Origin of the sequence: Orientia tsutsugamushi str. Boryong, assembly GCF_000063545.1 — a bacterium.
Lineage (GTDB): Bacteria > Pseudomonadota > Alphaproteobacteria > Rickettsiales > Rickettsiaceae > Orientia > Orientia tsutsugamushi_C.
The window spans coordinates 483,824-498,827 of sequence record NC_009488.1 but is presented as its reverse complement, the minus strand read 5'-3'; the positions used below and the strand labels follow the sequence as shown (position 1 = coordinate 498,827).

Annotated in this window: 12 protein-coding genes and 8 pseudogenes; 11 read left to right on the top strand and 9 right to left on the bottom strand. The window is 30.5% G+C overall.

Annotation, left to right across the window (positions count from 1 at the left end; genetic code table 11):
• Positions 1 to 151 precede the first annotated feature (151 nt).
• Positions 152 to 424 carry a Panacea domain-containing protein gene (locus OTBS_RS02415; RefSeq protein WP_011944530.1) on the top strand — a complete coding sequence of 91 codons (273 nt, stop codon included), beginning with the start codon at positions 152 to 154 and terminating at the stop codon, positions 422 to 424.
• A 94-nt stretch (positions 425 to 518) separates the two neighbouring features.
• Here the strand turns inward: OTBS_RS02415 and OTBS_RS11330 are convergent.
• A pseudogene (locus tag OTBS_RS11330) lies at positions 519 to 1,342 on the bottom strand (IS5 family transposase).
• A 58-nt stretch (positions 1,343 to 1,400) separates the two neighbouring features.
• Here OTBS_RS11330 and OTBS_RS02405 point away from each other — a divergent pair.
• Positions 1,401 to 1,688 (top strand): annotated as a pseudogene (locus OTBS_RS02405) (bifunctional (p)ppGpp synthetase/guanosine-3',5'-bis(diphosphate) 3'-pyrophosphohydrolase); the annotation flags it as partial.
• Positions 1,689 to 1,773: 85 nt separating this feature from the next.
• Here OTBS_RS02405 and OTBS_RS02400 read toward each other — a convergent pair.
• Both OTBS_RS02400 and OTBS_RS02395 read right to left on the bottom strand, forming a co-directional pair.
• Positions 1,774 to 2,346 carry a hypothetical protein gene (locus OTBS_RS02400; RefSeq protein WP_011944529.1) on the bottom strand — a complete coding sequence of 191 codons (573 nt, stop codon included), beginning with the start codon at positions 2,344 to 2,346 and terminating at the stop codon, positions 1,774 to 1,776.
• 87 nt (positions 2,347 to 2,433) lie between these two features.
• Positions 2,434 to 2,888: pseudogene (locus OTBS_RS02395) on the bottom strand (conjugal transfer protein TraD).
• A 274-nt stretch (positions 2,889 to 3,162) separates the two neighbouring features.
• Between OTBS_RS02395 and OTBS_RS14845 the strand changes: the two are divergent.
• Genes OTBS_RS14845 through OTBS_RS17480 form a run of 3 tightly spaced genes read left to right on the top strand, consistent with a single transcriptional unit; the run spans position 3,163 to position 5,943 of the window.
• Complete coding sequence (locus tag OTBS_RS14845; RefSeq protein WP_162097307.1) at positions 3,163 to 3,396, top strand: hypothetical protein; 234 nt, start codon at positions 3,163 to 3,165, stop codon at positions 3,394 to 3,396.
• Entirely contained in the window at positions 3,374 to 4,480 is a 1,107-nt protein-coding gene (locus tag OTBS_RS17485) for a MobA/MobL family protein (RefSeq protein WP_269763898.1), read from the top strand. Before OTBS_RS14845 ends, OTBS_RS17485 begins: the two co-directional genes overlap by 23 nt.
• Entirely contained in the window at positions 4,465 to 5,943 is a 1,479-nt protein-coding gene (locus OTBS_RS17480; RefSeq protein WP_050897508.1) for an AAA family ATPase, read from the top strand. Before OTBS_RS17485 ends, OTBS_RS17480 begins: the two co-directional genes overlap by 16 nt.
• A 124-nt stretch (positions 5,944 to 6,067) precedes the next feature.
• Here the strand turns inward: OTBS_RS17480 and OTBS_RS17475 are convergent, their stop codons facing one another.
• Both OTBS_RS17475 and OTBS_RS15930 read right to left on the bottom strand, forming a co-directional pair.
• Positions 6,068 to 6,196, bottom strand: a complete 129-nt coding sequence (locus tag OTBS_RS17475; RefSeq protein ID WP_269763908.1) for a hypothetical protein — start codon at positions 6,194 to 6,196, stop codon at positions 6,068 to 6,070.
• Between the two features lie 122 nt (positions 6,197 to 6,318).
• Complete coding sequence (locus OTBS_RS15930; protein WP_232488819.1) at positions 6,319 to 6,471, bottom strand: hypothetical protein; 153 nt, start codon at positions 6,469 to 6,471, stop codon at positions 6,319 to 6,321.
• A gap of 649 nt (positions 6,472 to 7,120) precedes the next feature.
• On the opposite strand from OTBS_RS15930, the gene OTBS_RS02385 reads away from it, so the two are divergent.
• From OTBS_RS02385 to OTBS_RS18200, 4 genes and pseudogenes are all read left to right on the top strand, one after another.
• Positions 7,121 to 8,383 carry an MFS transporter gene (locus OTBS_RS02385; protein ID WP_011944527.1) on the top strand — a complete coding sequence of 421 codons (1,263 nt, stop codon included), beginning with the start codon at positions 7,121 to 7,123 and terminating at the stop codon, positions 8,381 to 8,383.
• 132 nt (positions 8,384 to 8,515) lie between these two features.
• Positions 8,516 to 9,802, top strand: coding sequence for a sodium:solute symporter (locus OTBS_RS02380; protein ID WP_232488872.1), 1,287 nt, complete (start codon positions 8,516 to 8,518; stop codon positions 9,800 to 9,802).
• A 426-nt stretch (positions 9,803 to 10,228) separates the two neighbouring features.
• Positions 10,229 to 10,324, top strand: a pseudogene (locus tag OTBS_RS13860) (IS5/IS1182 family transposase); the annotation flags it as partial.
• Between the two features lie 531 nt (positions 10,325 to 10,855).
• Positions 10,856 to 11,800 (top strand): annotated as a pseudogene (locus OTBS_RS18200) (hypothetical protein); the annotation flags it as partial.
• Positions 11,801 to 11,905: 105 nt separating this feature from the next.
• Here OTBS_RS18200 and OTBS_RS02370 read toward each other — a convergent pair.
• The 3 genes and pseudogenes from OTBS_RS02370 to OTBS_RS11300 form a co-directional block, all read right to left on the bottom strand.
• Entirely contained in the window at positions 11,906 to 12,238 is a 333-nt protein-coding gene (locus tag OTBS_RS02370) for a hypothetical protein (protein ID WP_011944525.1), read from the bottom strand.
• 133 nt (positions 12,239 to 12,371) lie between these two features.
• Complete coding sequence (locus OTBS_RS02365) at positions 12,372 to 12,911, bottom strand: TraE/TraK family type IV conjugative transfer system protein (protein ID WP_011944524.1); 540 nt, start codon at positions 12,909 to 12,911, stop codon at positions 12,372 to 12,374.
• Positions 12,898 to 13,696: pseudogene (locus OTBS_RS11300) on the bottom strand (IS5 family transposase). The gene OTBS_RS02365 and the pseudogene OTBS_RS11300 overlap by 14 nt, the downstream one beginning before the upstream one ends.
• Between OTBS_RS11300 and OTBS_RS15920 the strand changes: the two are divergent.
• Positions 13,688 to 14,091: pseudogene (locus OTBS_RS15920) on the top strand (hypothetical protein); the annotation flags it as partial. The pseudogenes OTBS_RS11300 and OTBS_RS15920 overlap by 9 nt on opposite strands.
• Positions 14,092 to 14,130: 39 nt before the next feature.
• Positions 14,131 to 14,226: pseudogene (locus tag OTBS_RS13855) on the top strand (IS5/IS1182 family transposase); the annotation flags it as partial.
• Positions 14,227 to 14,446: 220 nt separating this feature from the next.
• Here the strand turns inward: OTBS_RS13855 and OTBS_RS13850 are convergent.
• Complete coding sequence (locus OTBS_RS13850; protein ID WP_157866317.1) at positions 14,447 to 14,617, bottom strand: hypothetical protein; 171 nt, start codon at positions 14,615 to 14,617, stop codon at positions 14,447 to 14,449.
• Positions 14,618 to 15,004: the final 387 nt, after the last annotated feature.

Here is a 15,004-nt window from a genome sequence, read left to right as displayed (position 1 = left end):
TTATAAAATAGTCATAAGATATAATAATAAAATCATGACTATACAACAAAAGGGTGAGTTATTGAGTTGTTTTGATGTTGCTAGCTATTTTCTGGTATTGGTTGATAGAGAAGCAGGAGATGTAATAACTTAATTGAAATTGCAAAAATTAGTGTATTTTTCCCAAGGTGTGCATCTAGCTTTATTTGATAAGCCTCTTTTTAAAGAAGATATTGAAGCATGGCAAAATGGACCTGTAGTACGGCATTTACGTTCGATATTTGGCAGCTTTGAAGCTAATGCAATTCCTGGTCCAGGAGAAATAGATTTCAGTATTTATACTAATCAACAAAAAGAGTTAATTTATAAAATATATTCTTCTTATGGTGAACATACAGCATCTTATTTACGTGACTTAACACATTTGCATTCTATTTGGCAATAAGCCATTATACGCACTAGCCGTGTGATTACTAAAAAAGAGATGAGAATATTTTTTAAAAATCATATAAAAAATATTAGACCTCTTTCGAAACTGGTTAAGGTAGATCAAAATTATAAATGCCAGAGATCAAATTAAATCTAAGACCGAATCTTTTACGTCTATTTCGATATTTGTCAGCAATAATTTTGAACCGTTTTAGCATAGCAATAACGTTTTCATTGACAACTCTTTTTCCTGCTAACCTACGATTATTCTTTTTATCATTTTTAGTTAAAGGATTTTTCTTGCTTTTTTTCTTTGGTAATGCAGAATTATTGTGAATTTTTTGTATACCTTGATATCCTGTATCAGTAATCGCTTTAACCTTAGGATGAATAAGAATTTTGGATTCCTTAAATAATCTAAAGTCATGCTTTTTACCGTTAGAAAAATCTGTATATATTACTTAGTGTGTTTTCTTGTCTACCACTATTTGAGTCTTTAGTGTATGCCTTTTCTTCTTTCCTGAATAATAGAATTTTTGTTTTTTTTGGGTCTTTCTATTGGACTCTCAGTAGCATCAATCAAGACTACTTCATAATTCATATCGCTATTCATTAGAGCTTTACGACCTGGAAGAGCAAAGTTTGGGTGTTTAACTAAGGTGTCTTCTACCCATTTTACAGCTTTATATGCTGAACTTTCACTAATCCCATAGTTCTGACCTATATGAAAATAAGTACGGTATTCTCTAAGGTATTCTAAGGCCATCAATAACTGTTCCTCCAAATTGAGCTTATTTTTACGCCCTCCTTTTGATTTCTTAACACCATCAGCTTTCCTCAAAATATCCACCATCTTTGAGAATATTCCCTCCCTTACTACTGTTAATCGACGAAATTTTTCATCCTTTAACTCTTTAATCTGATCTAATTTCATTATTACTTCAAATCAGATTTTTATAACACCATTTTACATCATTGTATAGTTTCGAAAGAAGTCTATTGCAGAACAGGTTTTTGACCTTACCAGAATTAATGGTAATAAAAAAATCAGTTCTAGAGAAATGATTCAAACATTTTATAGCCAAAATAAAACAGAACTATTATTAATTAAGCTTTTCGACCGATTCCATAATATTCAGACTATATCAATAAAACCTTATGAAAAAAGACAAAAAATCGTCATTGAAACTCAGCAAGAATTTATACCTCTTGCTCAATACCTTAAACTACCAGAGATTGCCATAGAGCTAAATAAATACTGTACGCTTTATGCTAGTTAGAATACAAGCTTTTTCTAACTAGCATACATAGCATTACATATATTTCTACTTGCACAATGGAGTATAGCTGCTTGGCATACATAGATTATCGTTCTGGATCATCAATTAATAATATATCACCTACAAAATCTCTAAATTGCTCAATATCTAAAACACTAATGCTACTTTCACTGTGATGGATGCATTTGCTACTTTCATTGTGATTCATGCATTGTTGAGTAAAAAAATCATCTAATTGTTTCTGTAAATTTTCACTGTGACTATTGTATACAATAGTTAGGTTAGATTTGTAATGTTGGAACCGTATAGATAAATCATAATACTCTTCTACTATTAATCTTAGGGTATTAAAAGCAAAATCTACTTGTGTATATAATACATTTAGTTTACCTTGCTCCATACAATAATATTCTAAGCATGTGGGAAGATCGTCTTTAGTAAGTAGCATAATTGCTTCTGTTTCAGTATTACGAAGCTGCACAATTTTATCTTGAATGCCTCGATATGTGCTGTTATCCCATCCAAGCAAGAGCAAAATATTATAACCTTTATGGTTAAATATACAATTGTAAACTAATTTTGTTAACTCAGATAAAGTATTGCTGTTAGGCAAGATTTGGATAGAATCACTAGTATCACTGATTCGCATAACCACCATATATATTTAAAATTGCATTACACTCATGATTTATAAATTACATTAGCTGAATTATCAAGCTGTGTTTGTTGTATAAGTATTAAAAAACTAAGACACAAGCTCAAGTTTATACTGAACATTAAGAAGGCCATTCTTTAAGGCCTCAATGTCCTTAACATTGCTGCACCATTCTTGACGAAAGCTATTCCATTTTAAGCCATGAAGGCGAATGTAGCGCTTAGTGTTTTCATCTGGTTCAGAGGAAAATTTTAAAATCACAGCAGCTTTATTTTGCTGTTCCTTATCAAAAATATTTTTACCGATTGTAGTCCAATGATTCTGAACATTTGGATGTTGTGTTAAAGTTTCTTTTAGTGAAACAATTGCACCAAATAAAGTGTTTGTCTGTAAGTGATCAAGCTTAGCCTTAGCGACTAGTCCACCCATTTCGATAAGACGTCGAGTACGCATTTTACGTTCTTTGATTTTGAGGTTAACCTCATCCATGATTAGCTTAGCTTTTTTTGTTGGAGAGTAATTTTTTGCTGCATAAGATTTGCCATGTTAGTAATTCAGAAAGATAAAAAAATCAGGCAAGAATATATCAAAATAAAATTCCAGTAAAGAAAAAAACCGCACCTGCCAAACCAACATCAAATAATTATAGTCAAAAAAACGTGAATTCAGGTTAGAAGCTTCATTAAAGAATAAGCTTATACGCAATATGTAAACTTGAAAGTTTACTGCTAAAAAATGGGTGCCAATTAGCCGATTGAGTGTTAAAAAAAGCAGTTTGTACTGGCAAAATCAAAAAACTCATGCTAACCTGAAACTCAGGTGAGGATTGGAGTTGAAATGGCAATACAGTTTGCAAGGATTGAATTTTTAAGTAGAATCAAAGGAGGAGATAGTTGTCGTAAGGCAGCGTATAATGCAAGAACTATTGTTAAAAACGAGAAGACAAATGTAAGTTATAACTTCTCTTGTAAAAAAGATAACGTATATCATACAGTGCTGATACCAGCTTATGTAAATCAAAAATTCAAGAATGTCCAAACAATTAATGAATGAGGTTGAACAAACAGAAAAACGAAGAAACAGTCAGCTATTGAAGGATATCGTAATAGCACTGCCAGACGATAAGGAATTGAATTTAGAGCATAGAATAGAAATAACTCATCAAATAGTTGATGCAATGGGGGAATGGGTGCAAAATGGTCTTGGAGTACAGATAGACATTCATAAGCCTCATAGAGGAGATAAAAACTGGCATGCGCATATATTGGTTACTACAAGAAGATTTAGAGAAGATGGAACTGGTTTAGGAGATAAAGCAGTAAATTTAAACCCCAAATGCAGAACAGTTAATGGCAAAAAGTTTGTTATTCGAGATTCCGAGATGATTCATGAAAAAGTGAAGGAAATAATTAATGCATATTTTGCTAAATTAGGCTTAACAAATAGAGTTGATAAGATAAGTGCAGTACCGCAAGAGCATATTGGCCCTACTAGAATTAGGGGTTTAATTAATGAAGTTGCAAATGAAAATGAGTTACGTAAAGAGGCTAATTTAAAAATTATTAAGGATGTTGATGTAATAACGGATGCTATAACACATTACAAATCTATTTTTACTAAGCAGGATATTGAAAAAGCAGTAAAAGATATACCAGACCTAACAGAAAGGGGAATGTTAGTTCAGCAAGTGTTCAGTTCAAATAGAATACTAGAGTTATATCATGATGATGGTGAAAGTAGCAAATATTTTACTACAACTGATGTTAGAGACGAGGAAGTAAGAATAATAAGAATAGCTAATAAAATCAATAATCAAGTTTATTACAACGATATTTACAATCTTAAAAGTGATATAGAAGGTCTAGCAAATGTTAGTGAAGAACAGAAACAAGCTCTAAGGCATATTTTGCTTAGCACTAGTGGAGTTAGAGTACTAAGAGGAAGAGCTGGAACAGGTAAATCCACTGTTTTAGCAAAAGCATATAAAATTGCAACAAATCGTGGACAAAATGTTATTGGACTTGCTCCTACTCATAAAGCGGTATCAGAGCTGAGGAGCAAAGGTTATAAGGAAGTCTATACAGTAAAAGGATTTTTGTATAATCGAAAAAAAAAATTTTTATGCAAAATAGGTTAATAGTAGTAGATGAAGCTGGAATGGTTGCTACTAGAGAATATGCAGAGCTGTTTAGAGTAGTTAGAAACAATAATTGTCAACTGATACTTGCTGGAGATGAAAAGCAGTTAGCTTCAATAGAAAGAGGCGGAATGTTTGAGATGCTGAGTAATATTTTCAGTTCACATGTTTTAGTGAATATTCGAAGACAAAGTGAAAACTGGAGTAGAGAAGCAGCAACAAAGTTTGCTGAGAGTAATATTTTAAGCGGTATAACATTACTGAGACAAAATAAATGTATTAAGTTTGATAATACGTTGCAGGACTCAATGAGTAAGTTAAGATACAACTGGAGTCTAAGCAAGTTTAAGCTACATGAAAAATTGGTAATTACAGTACGTAATAAAGAGGTAGACATTCTTAATTCAAGTATTAGATCTTTGTTAAAAGCTAATGGCACGCTACAAGGCACAGAATATAGGCGTTCAATAGCTGGAAGGAAAGAGTCCTACATGGCTGGAGATCGAATTGTATTTCAAAAAAGCGATAAGGATTTACAAATACAAAATAGTGAATTTGCAACTTTAACTTCGGTTAATAAAAATGAATTTGTAGCTAAGACAGATGCAGGACAAGATGTGAGTTTTGACCCAAGCAAAATACAATTTAAACATGGTTATGCAAGTACTGTTTATAAGGCCCAGGGAGCTTCTATAAAAGATGTATACGTTTTACATAATGGAGTAAGTAATATAAGCAGCTCATACGTAGCTATGACAAGGCATATAGAGAAATTACAGCTATATTGCAATAAGGAAGCAACTAGAAGCATTAACAGCTTAATAAATCAGCTTAGCAGACCAAATGATAAATCAGCTAGCATAACTCTGAAAACTGCTCATGATTTGGAGAAAGCACGGACAAAGACAACTGTTTTTAGTAAAATCGAAAACTGGTTTAAGTCTATAATCAATGATATCAATGATAGATCTCATGTGAATGAAGAATATTATCACTTTACTGCTAAACCAGAGCAAGAAGCTAAAGTAGAAAGAGTCCAGCAAGAGAATTGCATAAAGCAATGTACCACCAAAGATATTTCTACTCCATTGTTTATGCAAATCAAAGAACAAAGACAGTACAATTATGATGTAACCATTTTGTCTGCAGAAGGAAAAACGATATCAAGTTTTCAGGAAGCTGGCATTGATAGCAGAATGGTATATAGCTCAAATGTTAATAATTTGAAGTACTATCAACCATTTCAAGGAGAAAAGATTCTTATAGCTGCAAATAATGATAAACAGAATAAAGAATATGTAAGCACTATAAACGATGCTGCAAAAGTACTGAAAAGTAAAGGAGCAATCACTAGCATCGTAGTTCCTTCAGAAGGTGAAGATTTTAACGAAATGCTAAAAAATAAAGGAGCCACAGCTGTTAAGGAGCTTGTGATACCTGAAATCATGAAAGCTGTTACATAGTATTTCTTTGCTGTTATTTCGTCAAAAAGCTTCTGAATATCTTCTTCGGTAATCTCAGATATCTTTTTATGGTATAAAGGTGCTGTATAACTCTTTACTATTACATAGCTTTTCTTCCAACTTTTTAATGATAAATACTACTATATTCAGCATATTTTTCATGCATCTGTCCGAATGTTAGTTCATTCTTTAATTTAAGCCTCTTCTCTCTTTTTTCTCTTCTTTCTTTATTTATCTTCCGTCTTTCATCCATTGGATTTATTCCTTTAGCAATATCACTTTTTAACTGCTGTATCTTTTTTCTAGCTTCTGCTACCGTTAGATCTGGAAAATCTCCTATTTTTATTTTTTATAATACATGCCATTAATGTTTATTCATAAATATAGTCTTCTAAATCCAGTATATGATATTATAAACAGTAAGTTCCTTTGTGTTATATCTCTAAACTTGATTATTTTTTCTTCTTTGGTTGGTACTTTTATTTTATTTAATGCTGCTTGTGTAAATTTAAATACTTTTACTGGCATATTTATCACCCTTCATTAATTTAAAATTGAAGTAATTAAATAATAACTTATTAATTTTTAAAATTAGCTTAAACTTATAGTCTGTAGTATGGTTTTTATTGAATAGCAAATACTTTTGTAAAAATAAAAAATATTTTTAAGCGATGTTATCAATTGAAGGTTACTCTAAGCTTATCAACTGCAAATTCAAGTTGCTTGATTAAAAATTAGCATTCCAATTAGCTAAATATCATACATATATTTGTGCAATTACCATCAAGATATTATTATCATATTGACAAGTAATATTAACACAGCTACAGTTAAATTCATATATCAACTCAGACGAGAATAAACTAAATAGCAGATTTTATAAGGCGTATAAAGCTCACAATAACTCTTACTCTAGCTTATTTCTTCTAGTTAGTTAATTTTTCTTAAACCATTAATGTATTGTCCTGATAGCTTCATATATAGGATTACTTCCTCCATTGCATGTACCATTAGACTTCTTGTTGGCAGAACAACATAGTTAATCTATTTTCATAGTCAAACAATCAGATACATAACTTCTCATATCGCACAACTTAGAATAATATATTATATTAATAGCAGCACTGTGTTTAAGTATGCTGTCTAAATATTTTAGACATTATTATTTGAGGAAAAAATGGGAGTGATAACAAAAAAAAATCCGCAATTGCAAATTTGGTTACTAGGATTTATTAGCGGCTTTACTCTACTAATTAATAGCAATACACTAAACTTTTGGCTAGCGTCAGAAGGTATCAGCAAATCAAATATTGGACTATTTTCGATCATATTTTTACCCTACTCTATAAATTTTCTCTGGGCGCCTTTACTAGACTCAAAAAAGATAATTTGCCTTTCATCTCTTTTAGGGCATAGAATAAGCTGGTTAGTTATTATTCAGTTGTTGCTTGCTATAAGCATATTTATTATGAGTCATTTATCTCCGGCAACTGAACTATATATGATCAGTATAGTAGCGTTTATAATCTCAGTTTTAAGTTCAACGCAAAATGTAATATTAGGCGCAATTCGATCTTCAATAGTGCAAAGTAATAAACAAGGACTATTTTCTGGAGTATATATTTTTGGTTATAGAGTTGCCATGATAATTTCTGGATCAGGAGCAATGTACTATTCAACAGTTATAAGCTGGAAAAGCATCTATCAGATTTTTTCTTTAATAATTATATTATTTTCTATAATACTAATAGTCTTTGCTAAAGAATTCAACAATACAGATTCAAACAATCTTCAAATCAAAAATACACAATTGGAAATAAATAAATCTTCTATGTCATTAGCTTTTTTTTTTACTGAGCTAACTAAGCACATAGGTTCATTTAGAACAGTACTAGTATTATTAGTGTTTTTAATTGTTTGTAGAATACCGGATAACTTTATTTGGACTATGCTAAGCTCTTTTTTTTTAGAGATAGGTTTTACGGCTAAGGAAATAGCCTTTGCTGGAAAATTTTTAGGAACAATTAGCGCTATTTGTGGTGGACTAATAGCTAGTCGTATTATGCATAAAATAACAATATTAGATGGTCTAATTTATTTTGGATTTTTACATGCTATATCTCATTCTTGTTTCATTATTTTAGATGTTTTTGGCAAAAATTTAAGTATATTGGTAATAGTTAATATATTTGAAAGCTTGACTGGAGGCATGGTAATGTCTAGTTATATTGCTTTAATTAGTTCATTATGCAAAGGTTATTATAGATCAACTCAATATTCTTTTCTAAGTTCTATGATGGGAATATCAAGAATTTTTCCAGTCATAGCTGGGTACATAATTGAAGCTATAGGTTGGCGATGGTTCTTTGTTATCGTAACAATTAATGCTATATTAGCTGTCATACTAGCTAAATTGCTAGCAAAAATTTTAAAAACTTGATTATAAAATAGTTATATGATTACTAAATCTATAGTTATAACTTATTTATTGATAACAATTGGAGTAAGCATTTATTACAGAGCCAAATTCCATTCTTTAGAAGATTTTGGTGCTGCAAAGATTAGCAAAACAATGAATAATAAATTGCTACTTGTTGCTGCTATTTTAACTATTTCAGTTGGAGGAGGAACTATATTTGGCATTGCTGAAAAAACTTTTAGTGATAGTTGTGCATGGGGATATGGTCTAATATTTGCAGTAGTAGCTGATATCTTAATAGCATTACTAGTTATACCTCAATTCAGCCATCATCATGGCTTTATTAGCATTGGCGATATTACATATAAACATTATGGTAACTACGGACGGATTATTACTGGAATTGGAGCAGTTTTATGCGCAATAGGATATCTCGCTGCGCAAATTAGTGTTAGCGGAAAGATTTTTGAGTTTATATTTGGAATTAAATGCTCAGAAAGTTTGATATTAAGCTATCTAATAATTATCATTTATACTGCTGTTGAAGGAAGTAAAGCTGTAACCACTACTTACCTGTTACGGTTTGTAGCTATGGTATTAGCAATTTTTGTAGTTCCTGCTATAGGAAGTTACAGACTAGGCATTGACAATATAGTAAATCAAATCTTACCGATAAAATATTCTTTATACAATTCAGAATTAGTATGGAGTACTATTAAAATAGCTTTATGTTTTTCTATTATGGGGTTTCAGCCAAGCCTGATTCAAAAAGTATTAGCAAATGGTAGTACAACAGAAATTAAGCATGCAATTATTATCAAATCTTGCTTATATATATTTTTTATAATCTGCATTGCAGTTAATGGCTTGATAACATTTTGTGTTGTATCACCACAGTTAGCTCCTATGCCTTTGCTAATTATGCTTGACAGCTTTTTTTCACCAACAATACAAGGAATTTTACTAGTAGGATTATTATCTATCACTATTGCTACAGCTCAAACTAATCTTAGCGTTATATCAATTAGTATGGTTAATGACATAATCAATCCATTAATTCGCCTTAATAAGGCAACTGTATCATTTTTGCTAACACAAGTTATTACTATAATTAGTGGTAGCATTTCTATATGCATAGCACTAAATTTTTATAGTGTAATTGATCTTGTAATATTCATGAGTGGTTTCTGGACTGCTCCTTTATTAGTACCAATTATTTTAGGACTATTTGATATAAAAATTAGTACTAAAGCTTTCATATGCAGCAGCTTATTAGGATTATCGCTGTTCATTATATGGGAATATTATAGCTTATCATCAATTTTTGGCGTGTCTGGTGGCTTAATTGGTACTATTGCTAACTTTTTATGCTTTATCTTAGTTAAATTAACCAAAGTTCGATATAAGAAATGGATCTTAGATATAGCTAAGCCACTATAAAACAGTGATGTTATATACTTTTCAAAAATGGTATCTAAGTCACAGTGATATTTCATTTTGCTTGATTTAGCTTGAAACTATTTTTTTTCAATAGGATTTAAATCAGGAGAATAATGTGCTAAATGCTCTAATATAGCTAAACATAAAACAATTATAATAATAAGATGTTAAAATGTAATGAAAAAGTAATTAGTATGACATATTCTATAGATTTTCGGAAGGAAGTGCTAACGATAAAGTCCAGAGAAAAAATATCAGTTTTGAATCAGTATTAAAACATTTTAGAATAAGAAAGAATACAGTATTTGTATGGAGTAAAAATATATTGCGTAAAAAAAACAGAAACAGAGATCCAACAAAAATCTCTATTGATAAACTAAAAGAAGATGCGACACAATAGACCTCTTTCGAAACTGGTTAAGGTAGTTCAAAATTATTGCTGATAAATATCGAAATAGACGTAAAAGATTCGGTCTTAGAGTTAATTTGATCTCTGGCATTTATAATTTTGAACTACCTTAACCAGTTTCGAAAGAGGTCTAATATAGTGATGCATGCCAATATGAAAGAGCTGAACGACTATGGGTAAGTAAGTTGGGTGTACAAAAAGCATTAAAGAGATTAAATATTACATACAAAAAAAGCTTTAAAACATCTAAATGCAAAAAAAGAATCAAGATTAGAAATTAATGATAAGATAAAAAGATATAAAGATAAAGGAAAAGTCATTGTCTTTACAGATGAAAGCAGTTAGAGAACTAATGTTATAGGAGCATTAGTAGACAAATCTCTACTAACCGTATCAATTTTTGACTGCAATGTTAATACTGCTATTTTTAACTGTTGGATAGAATAGGATTTAATTCAGAAATTACCTAATAATTCTGTAGTTATGATGGATAATGCAAACTTCATTGTAAATGACTATATATAGGTTTAGCATAAAAATTTTTTTCTACCTATTTTCTACCTTTTGCATAAAAATTTGATGGTAATTTGTAAAAAAATTATTTTCTAAAACACATACTATAGCTGTATTTTTGGAGATGAAAAATGCGACCTGTAGTATTCGATTTCTTAACTAATAGTTGTAATATTATTAAAAAAACAGTAGCAATAATGCAACAATATTTTATAACTTTATTGAAAATATCATTCCACCAGAGTGGAGAAAGTTAACTGGAGATAATGGAAAAGCATTAAGCAAGACATCTAAACAGCCTTTATCATTTATAGTATTTAGACTATATATCTATTACAACAAAGATATAGATGAATTACAGGAAAGTTATCAGCTTTATGAGGATAAGCTAAATGTTGGTCAAAGAAGAGTTAGGCAATGCTTAGTAGAATTAAGAGATGCAGGTTTTATTGAAGTTGAAAATAGAACAATAATTAAAGACAATGTTAAGTTACGTAATGTCCCTTGCATAAAAATTCTGAAAAATTTTCAGCACTATAGTAAAAAAGGAAAAGAAGAAAATATAGCCTTACCAGAAAAAAAATTTCGCTCCAACATGAAAGAAATTTCAGGTCAACCTGAAACTTTTTTCAGGGACATATATTGAAACAAGCACAAATCTTAGTAAGGAAAGCCAGTTGAAGCATAAAATTGCTGGTTCTTTTGAAGCAGCTATGGCTTATCAAATTTTGACTTCTTATAGTTTTGGGCCAGCAGTTTGAACTCGGTTTTTTGTTAAGTTGCTTAAGAATATTACACTAACAGAATGTGATAAATCAAAGATATTACAAGCTGTACAAGATATATATGGATATGAAATTCAAGAATTACAAGTTACGCCATTTGAGCAACCTACAACTGTTTCACAGAAACAAATCAACGAAGAAGAGTATCTCTTGAATCTCAGTAAACAACTGGATTCTAAGTCAATTTGGTACAAAGTGCGAGAATCTTTGATTAAAAGTTATGGTCAAGCTATCGATAAATCATGGTTTAGTCCATTAAAGGTTATAAATGAAGATAGTGTTAATAACAAAGATCTTCTTCTTCTTTTGTATTATCATTGTCTGAATTGTCCTGTTGCACTATTCCTCCGCTTTTTGAGTGTTGATATTTCTACCTTATCAATAAATTAATTTATGCTAATTTATTTTCATACCACCAGCAATCCAATCTAGGAAAAAGCCTAAAATAACACCAATTGCTACCATTACTCCTGCAAGCTTTATATTACCTCTTGCTACAGCCCAAATCGATGATAAAATAGTTGCGCTTGATATACCTATTGTTTTTAGCTTTCCACTAAAAAGTCCGTCTATTTTATTAAGCTGTCCTTCAAGAGTATCAGCTAATGCTGGCTCAAAAGAAAAAACACAAGCAGTAATTATAATTAACAGTCCTACAACTACATTATTCCACTGTATTCCAAATGTAGGTTTTAGCATATTTAGTTGAGATTTTTGATATATGAACATTGTTATTGCTTATTAGTAAATTTTGCATTATTTTCCTAGTGCTAGTGAATTCCATGTTGAATAAAATTTTACTTTGAAGTGAGTTTCAGCGTTCCTTCCAGAACTTTAAGTCTTTGAAGTAAAAACTAGCATTTTAAGCCAGTTTTATTTTTTTCTTATTAACACCACTCAATAACAAAAGGTAATTAGGACTTCGCTTGTAAGTCAGAAAGTAAGTCTTATCGATAGCTATATGTTTACTATCGCTAAACCAGTAGCGAAGCGTTCCACTAATTAATACTCCATCTTTCATCACCTCAACCTTCTTTGGAAAAAATACTGAAGACACATTTGAACCTTTGACAAATTGCAAGTGATCATGAAAAAATTTATTTAAAGATTCAGTATTACTAGATGCCACTTTCATGTCTGCTATTTGTCTTTCTACCTCATTTGGAGAAGTAGTAAATAAGAGTTTCGTCACATAAATTGCCCATTCCTTTAAATAGGTTTCATGGTAATTTTTCGATGAAACCGTCATTTTACGATCAGGCTCTATTGCTGGAATTAACAACCACTTTTCTTCTTTGGTAATTGCAGCCATTATCGCAATTATATTAGCTGCAGCTAGCAATATAGTTACTGAAAGTAAGCATTTATTAGACCTCTTTCGAAACTGGTTAAGGTAGTTCAAAATTATAAATGCCAGAGATCAAATTAAATCTAAAACCGAATCTTTTACGTCTATTTCGATATTTGTCAGCAATAATTTTGAACCGTTTGCATACCAATAACGTTTTCATTAACAACTCATTATCCTGCTAACCAAGATTATTCTTTTTATCATTTTTAGTTAAAGAATTTTTTTTCTTTGGTAATGCAGAATTATTGTGAATTTTTTGTATACCTTGATATCCTGTATCAGTAATCGCTTTAACCTTAGGATGGATAAGAATTTTGGATTTCTTAAATAATCTAAAGTCATGTTTTTTACCGTTAGAAAAATCTGTACATATTACTTGGTGCGTTTTCTTGTCTACCACTATTTGAGTTTTTAGTGTATGCCTTTTCTTCTTTCCTGAATAATAGAATTTTTGTTTTTTTAGGTCTTTCTATAGGAGTCTCAGTAGCATCAATCAAGACTACTTCATAATTCATATCACTCTTCATTAGAGCTTTACGACCTGGAAGAGCAGCAAAGTTTGGGTGTTTAACTAGTGTATCTTCTACCCATTTAACAGCTTTATATGCTGAACTTTCACTAATTCCATAGTTCTGACCTATATGAAAATAAGTACGGTATTCTCTAAGGTATTCTAAGTCCATCAGCAACTGTTCATCGAAATTGAGCTTATTTTTACCCCTACCTTTTGATTTCTTAAGACCATCAGCTTGTCTCAAAATATCCACCATCTTTGAGAATGTTCCCTTCCTTACTCCTGTTAATCGATGAAATTTTTCATCCTCTAGAAGTCTAATGAGTGCTTGCTCAAAAGAAAAAAATTAGCAGAGTTATATTATCCACTAACACAAGAAGATGCAATTATACTGCATTCAATGGCTAGCAAAAGCTTCAACATATACTTCATAAATCAATTACTGCTGAAATTATCAAATAAATATCCAAACCGTCATTTTGCAAATAAGATAGCAGTGCTAAACCATATGGCAAAAGCCTTAGCAAATGAATTACTAACTACTTGTAGTTTTGGACCAGCAGTTCGAACTAGTTTTTTTGTTAAATTACTTAAGAATATTACACTAACAGAATGTGATAAATCAAAGATATTACAAATGTACAAAATGTATATGGATACGAGATTCAAGAATTACAAGTTACACCATTTGAGCAACCTAAAACTGTTTCACAGAGAAACAAATCAATAGACCTCTTTCGAAACTGGTTAACGTAGTTCAAAATTATTGCTAATAAATATCAAAATAGACATAAAAGATTAGGTCTTAGTTTTAATTTGATCTCTGGCATTTATAATTTTGAACTACGTTAACCAGTTTCGAAAGAGGTCTATTATATTTAACCAGCTCTTGTATAGCATTTTGCTTAAAGAGATGATTCATTACTTGCCAACTTTTTTGCCCAAAAGCCTTGGATATCCTAATGGAGCTGGCAATAAACCTTTAGCTACTAAAAAACTTTTTAGCAAAAAATTCTCCGATACCTTCTTAAATTTCTTATAGATAAATATGGATGTAGCCCTATCTTTATTTTTAGCCCATCTTTTCTAAATTTTTTTCAACAGACCATGTTTTTCTTACTGTCCATGATATTCTTAGTTTAAGTGAAAGTTCGTCTAAATCATTGATGATTAATGTTCCTTCATTCGGAATTTTTATTTTTCTTAGTAAGCTATTTGTTAACTTTAATGATATTGAAGGCATAATTACCACATAATATTAATGTTTATTATTAAAGTATTATATTTAATTAAATAGCGGGTCTATATTAGACTTCTTTCGAAACTGGTTAAGGTAGTTCAAAATTATCGCTGACAAATATCGAAATAGACGTAAAAGATTCGGTCTTAGATTTAATTTGATCTCTTGCATTTATAATTTTGAACTCTTTAACCAGTTTCGAAAGAAGTCTATTATATAGCAAATTTTTTGTATTAATTTGTTCATGATACGTATAACTTGAAAATCACCTAATTAATCTTAGGTTGCATACTTTGCTAGATCATTAGTTGAACCTTTAGATTGAAAATTGCTTCACAATTTCTTAGTTTTTTTCTACCTATTTTCTACCTTTCGCTTTAATTTTTTTGT

Excerpts from the sequence above, each read along its gene's own strand:
- OTBS_RS02400 (WP_011944529.1), bottom strand. The coding sequence starts at position 2,346 with ATGGTGGTTATGCGAATCAGTGATACTAGTGATTCTATCCAAATCTTG.
- OTBS_RS17485 (WP_269763898.1), top strand. The coding sequence starts at position 3,374 with ATGTCCAAACAATTAATGAATGAGGTTGAACAAACAGAAAAACGAAGA.
- OTBS_RS17480 (WP_050897508.1), top strand. The coding sequence starts at position 4,465 with ATGCAAAATAGGTTAATAGTAGTAGATGAAGCTGGAATGGTTGCTACT.
- OTBS_RS17475 (WP_269763908.1), bottom strand. The coding sequence starts at position 6,196 with ATGGATGAAAGACGGAAGATAAATAAAGAAAGAAGAGAAAAAAGAGAG.
- OTBS_RS15930 (WP_232488819.1), bottom strand. The coding sequence starts at position 6,471 with ATGCCAGTAAAAGTATTTAAATTTACACAAGCAGCATTAAATAAAATA.
- OTBS_RS02385 (WP_011944527.1), top strand. The coding sequence starts at position 7,121 with ATGGGAGTGATAACAAAAAAAAATCCGCAATTGCAAATTTGGTTACTA.
- OTBS_RS02380 (WP_232488872.1), top strand. The coding sequence starts at position 8,516 with ATGAATAATAAATTGCTACTTGTTGCTGCTATTTTAACTATTTCAGTT.
- OTBS_RS02370 (WP_011944525.1), bottom strand. The coding sequence starts at position 12,238 with ATGTTCATATATCAAAAATCTCAACTAAATATGCTAAAACCTACATTT.
- OTBS_RS13850 (WP_157866317.1), bottom strand. The coding sequence starts at position 14,617 with ATGCCTTCAATATCATTAAAGTTAACAAATAGCTTACTAAGAAAAATA.